General features: G+C 68.6%; 6 protein-coding genes. 3 read left to right on the plus strand and 3 right to left on the minus strand.

Annotation, left to right across the window (positions count from 1 at the left end; genetic code table 11):
• Nucleotides 1–6 precede the first annotated feature (6 nt).
• The 3 genes from ybaK to QZV72_RS04415 all read right to left on the minus strand — a co-directional run bounded on the left by ybaK (nt 7) and on the right by QZV72_RS04415 (nt 2,479).
• Nucleotides 7–549 (minus strand): Cys-tRNA(Pro) deacylase, encoded by a 543-nt coding sequence (gene ybaK, locus QZV72_RS04405; RefSeq protein WP_297005748.1) that lies wholly within the window; start codon nt 547–549, stop codon nt 7–9.
• 193 nt (nt 550–742) lie between these two features.
• On the minus strand, nt 743–1,345 hold the full coding sequence (locus tag QZV72_RS04410) for a superoxide dismutase (protein ID WP_297005750.1): 603 nt from the start codon (nt 1,343–1,345) through the stop codon (nt 743–745).
• 222 nt (nt 1,346–1,567) lie between these two features.
• Nucleotides 1,568–2,479, minus strand: coding sequence for a patatin family protein (locus QZV72_RS04415; protein WP_297005752.1), 912 nt, complete (start codon nt 2,477–2,479; stop codon nt 1,568–1,570).
• Nucleotides 2,480–2,503: 24 nt separating this feature from the next.
• On the opposite strand from QZV72_RS04415, the gene QZV72_RS04420 reads away from it, so the two are divergent.
• The 3 genes from QZV72_RS04420 to QZV72_RS14880 are packed head-to-tail and all read left to right on the plus strand — an operon-like array spanning nt 2,504 to nt 4,494.
• On the plus strand, nt 2,504–3,346 hold the full coding sequence (locus tag QZV72_RS04420; RefSeq protein WP_297005754.1) for a glycerophosphodiester phosphodiesterase family protein: 843 nt from the start codon (nt 2,504–2,506) through the stop codon (nt 3,344–3,346).
• A gap of 22 nt (nt 3,347–3,368) precedes the next feature.
• Nucleotides 3,369–4,310 (plus strand): DUF5926 family protein, encoded by a 942-nt coding sequence (locus tag QZV72_RS04425; RefSeq protein ID WP_297005756.1) that lies wholly within the window; start codon nt 3,369–3,371, stop codon nt 4,308–4,310.
• Nucleotides 4,311–4,338: 28 nt separating this feature from the next.
• On the plus strand, nt 4,339–4,494 hold the full coding sequence (locus QZV72_RS14880) for an iron hydrogenase small subunit (RefSeq protein WP_367119087.1): 156 nt from the start codon (nt 4,339–4,341) through the stop codon (nt 4,492–4,494).
• Nucleotides 4,495–4,693: the final 199 nt, after the last annotated feature.

The raw sequence follows: 4,693 nt of genomic DNA on the forward strand, positions 1-4,693 counted from the left end.
CAGGGGTCACCGGTGCAGGTCCGCCCGGCCGATCGGGGCGACGGTGGCATCGAGGATGCCCACGAGGTCGGCCGGGGTGAGCTGGACGTCGAAGCCGCGACGTCCCCCGGAGACGAGGACGGTCGCCTCGGCCGCCGCACTTTCGTCCACCACCGTGACCAGGCGCTTCTTCTGTCCCAGCGGACTGATCCCACCGACGACGTAGCCGGTGGAGCGCTCGGCGGCCTTCGGATCGGCCATGGTCGCCTTCTTCGCGCCGAAGGCGGCGGCCACCCCCTTGAGGTCGAGCATCATCGTCACCGGCACGACCGCGACCCCCATGCGTCCGTCATGCGGTCCGCCGTCGAGGTCGACGAGCAGGGTCTTGCAGATCTGCTGCGCCGGCATGTCGAGCGCGGCGGCGGCCTCGTCACCGTAGTCCTCCACCTCGGGATCGTGCTCGAAGGTACGGACGGTGAAGTCCACCCCGGCCTTCTCCAGTGTGAGGACGGCAGGTGTGGCGCCGTGCTGGTTGCCTGTTTTCCCGGACTTCTTCGCCTTCTTGCTCACGGCCGCCAGCCTAGCGCCGAACGTGGCGGCAGACATGCGGCACGGGCGCCACAGGGTGGTTTCCGGGGATGGACACCACCCTGTGGCGCCCGTGTCAGGACCTCACAGATGTGCCGGCGGGCGCAGGACCGCGCCGGGGAAAAGTTCCCCGGAGCAGTCGGACCTGTGTCCGCCGCAGAGACGACGCTGCGGACTAGGCCTTGGCGGCGGCGTAGCGCTCGGCGACGTCGTCCCAGTTGAAGACGTTCCAGACGGCCTTGACGTAGTCGGCCTTGACGTTCTTGTACTGGAGGTAGAAGGCGTGCTCCCACATGTCCAGCATGAGCAGCGGGGTCAGGTTGATTGAGGTGTTGCCCTGCTGGTCGGTCAGCTCCTGGACCACGAGGCGCTCGGCGATGTGGTCGTAGCCGAGGACGGCCCAGCCGGAGCCCTGCAGGCCGAGGGCGGCACCGGTGAAGTTGGCCTTGAAGTTCTCGAAGGAACCGAAGTCGCGGTTGATGGCCTCGGCCAGCTCGCCGGTCGGCTCGCCGCCACCGTTCGGGGAGAGGTTCTTCCAGAAGATGGAGTGGTTGGTGTGGCCACCGAGGTTGAAGGCCAGGTTCTTGGACAGCGCACGGATGGTGTCCGGGTTGCCGCCCTCTTCGTTGGCCTTCGCGATGGCCTCCAGCGCGGCGTTGGCGCCGGCGACGTAGGTCGCGTGGTGCTTGTCGTGGTGGAGGGTCATGATCTCGGCGGAGATGTGCGGCTCCAGCGCATCGTAGGCGTAGGGGAGCTCGGGAAGTTCGTACACGGCCATGTGTCGTGGTCCTTTCGTCGGTCGTTCTGATACGGGCTCCAGTGTGGCCCGAAAACCCCGGCCGTGCAATGATCGAACTCACGAAGAAATATGTTCGACAAATTGAACTTCACCACCGGTGCCGGGGCCGGTGCTGTACCCCCGGCTGTGACGGCGCACACCACCGGCACCCTCGACCGGTCCACGGCGGACGCAGACGCCCCCAATGCTCCGGAGTCCGCGTCAGACCCCGAGGAACCGTCTGATCAGCGGCATCTCCTCGCGGGCCTGCGCCAGCCCGGCCTCATAGGTCTCCGCCAGCTCATTGAGCTTGCGGGTGCCGTTGCTGATCGGCATCCGGTGGGGGGCGAAGATGTACGCGCGGCCCAGCCGCTCCTGTTCGAAAATCCAGTCGCGCGTGCGGTTGTAGCGCACGTGCCGGTCATGCATCGACGCGGCCAGCGCAGGATACTGCGGGAACCACCGCTTCACGGCCCAGGTGAACCTGGTCGGCTTCTTCCGGTACGACCGCGTCCTCGTCATGATGACCAGAAAACGGTCGAACCCCTCCATCTCCCGGGCGGAGTCGACGGGGATGCCACCGGTCGGTCCGAAAGCACCGTCGAAGAAGACCTCCCCGCCGATCCGGGTCGGCGGCATGAGCACCGGCAGGGACGCTGAGGCGCGGGCGTGCAGCAGGAAGTCGTCCAGGCCGGTCATGTCCCGCTTCGACCAGTGCACGGTCTCGCCGGTGCGCCCGTTGAACCCGGAGATGCGGAAGTCGCCCGGGTTGGACTTCATCGCGGCCCAGTCCGGGGCCATGCGCCGGTCCTCGACACGTGCGGTGCCGCTGAAGAGGTACTTCGTGTTGAAGAACCCGTCGCCGCGCAGGAACGGGCGGATTCCGCCGAACAGCGGGTCACCGGGGAAGACCGTGTAGTACTCACGGGCCAGCTCGGGTTCGTGGGACAGGTACGTCGCCACGTGCACCGCAGAACCGGAGTTGCCGTAGGTCCAGTCGAAGGAGACACCCGCCTCCACCAGCGCCTGCACCATCGCCGAGGAGAACGCGGACCGCATCGCACCACCCTCGAACACCAGTGCCGTGTCGCTGACGGACGGGAGGGGAGTGCCGGCTGCCTGGTTTTCTGCCACGGATCTCAGCCTACCGTGCCCGCCGTGCCCGCCGGGACTACCGTGGGCCCCGTGGAGATCATCGCGCACCGCGGCGCCAGCGGCTACCACCCGGAAATGACCAGGGACGCCTACGAAGCGGCTTTCGCCCTGGGGGCGGACGGGGTGGAGTGCGACATCCAGCTCACCGCGGACGGCGTCCCTGTGTGCCTGCACGACCCGACCGTCGACCGCACCTCCGACGGCACTGGCGCGGTCAACGCCATGACCCTGGCCGAACTGCGGGAACTCAACGTCGGAACTCCGCAACGTCCACAGCGGATACTCACGTTGGCGGAACTGCTGGAACTCGTCGCGGACGCGCAGCACCCCGCCGCGCGCCCCGGGTACCGTCCGGAGATCTTCGTGGAGACCAAACGGCTCGGCACGGTCGCCGAGCGTCGCGGTCAGCTGGAGCAGGCCCTCCAACGCGAACTGCTGGCCGCGGGGATGGCGACCGGCCCGGGCGGTGACCTGGTCCACCTCATCTCCTTCGACCCCGGTTCTCTCGCCCGGTTCCGCCGGATCAACCCGGGCATCCACCGTATCTACCTGCGCAAGGAGTACCCGGGCTGGCCTGTGCTACGCCGGTGCGAGCCCGCCGGTGTAGCCCAGTCCCCGGGCTTCGCCGTGACCCGCGCACGGACCGCACCGCAGGCCCTGGGAGACAGGGGAAGCAGGGGAGACAGGGGAAGCAGGGCGGGCGCGGCGTCCGACACCTACCTGTACACGCTGAACAGTCGGGCCGATGTGCGGTGGGCCCACCGCCACAACATCCGGTGGATAGCCACGGACGTCCCCGACCTCGCCCGCGGGTGGTGCGAGGGGGCGACCCGTCTCGGAGCCTGAGCCGCTGACATACACTGGCCGGGTGGCCAAGAAGAAGAAGAACGAAGAAGCCCTGCCCGAGGGCATGAGCCGCCGCCAGGCGAAGCTCGCCCGCCGCGCCGCCGAGCGCGCCGCCTTCGAGCGTGACCCCCGCCCCTACGACGGTTTCGCGATCGAGGCGGACCTCGTCGCGATGCAGGAGTTCGTGCCTTCGGCGCACTTCCTCGCCGAGACCGTGGCGGACGCCGCGTTCCCCCGCCCGGTGCGCATCGTCACCGTGCTGCCGGGCGCCGTCGCCGCACTGGTCCGCCCCGAGGAGGAGGGGGGCGAGGCACTCGTCGCCCTGCAGACCGCGCAGCGCGGCGACAATCCGAACCGCGACCTCGCCTTCGCACTGGACTGGGTGAAGGGCGCCGCGCCGGGCGCGTCCCTGGAGACCGGCGTCGCCGACGGCTCCGAGCCGGCGCTGGACACACTGCTCGTCAGAGGACAGACCCCGCTCATCGAGGTCGCCGAGGACTTCAACTGGTGGCTCACCGAGGACCAGCAGAACAACCCACAGGTCCAGCAGACCCTGCAGCAGGCCAATGACTCGGTGCTGCCGAGTGAGAAGGTCGAGGCCGCCGTCACCGGTGCGGCGTGGTGGATCGACCCGGGGGAGAAGGCCCACATCCGGTGGATCCGCCCGGAGACCGAGGATCTGCTGCTGCCGGCCCTGGCCCGTGTGCACGCCGCCGGTGAACTGAACCTCGGCGAGGAGACCCGCTTCGCCGGGGTGTTCCGCACCCACGGCCTGCTCGTCCCGGTCTTCGACCTGGACAACAGTGTCGCCGTCGAGGAGTTCGCCGCCCCGCTGGAGAAGCTGGACGCGCGGATCGCCGCCGCCCTCGACGAGCTCGCCGGCGCCGGGGAGGCCGCCCGGCTCACCGCCGAGGAGCAGAAGTCGCGGCAGACGATCATCGCCCGTGAGGTCACGATCCGCTGACGGCGGCCACCGCAGTGAGTGGGATATCGTGGTCGTCCGCCCACCGCACCCAGTCCTGCGTCGTGCGGGTCCCGAAGACCCGCTCCAGGGCGTCCCGGTCCATCGGGTCGACGCCGAGTTCCTCGGCGAGCCGGGCGGCGAAAAGTCGCACCATCTGCTGCACACCGTCTATCACCAGAAGTGAGGCGGCCTGACGCCGTCCCGGCACGTCCGGGGCGGCGGCAAACGGCAAAAACGGGAGCGGCGGGGTTGACTTGCCGCTTCTGGAGTGATATATTATATGACTTTTGCAAACGACAACGCCGGAAGGGGGTGAAAATCATGGATACCGAAGTTCGCGTCAAGAAAGGCGAGATCATCGACCGTGCGCTCCGCCGGTTGAA

Origin of the sequence: uncultured Corynebacterium sp. (genome assembly GCF_902782855.1) — a bacterium.
Taxonomy (GTDB): Bacteria; Actinomycetota; Actinomycetes; order Mycobacteriales; family Mycobacteriaceae; genus Corynebacterium.

Coding starts and splice junctions, on each gene's coding strand:
- QZV72_RS04410 (WP_297005750.1), bottom strand. CDS start 1,345: ATGGCCGTGTACGAACTTCCCGAGCTCCCCTACGCCTACGATGCGCTG.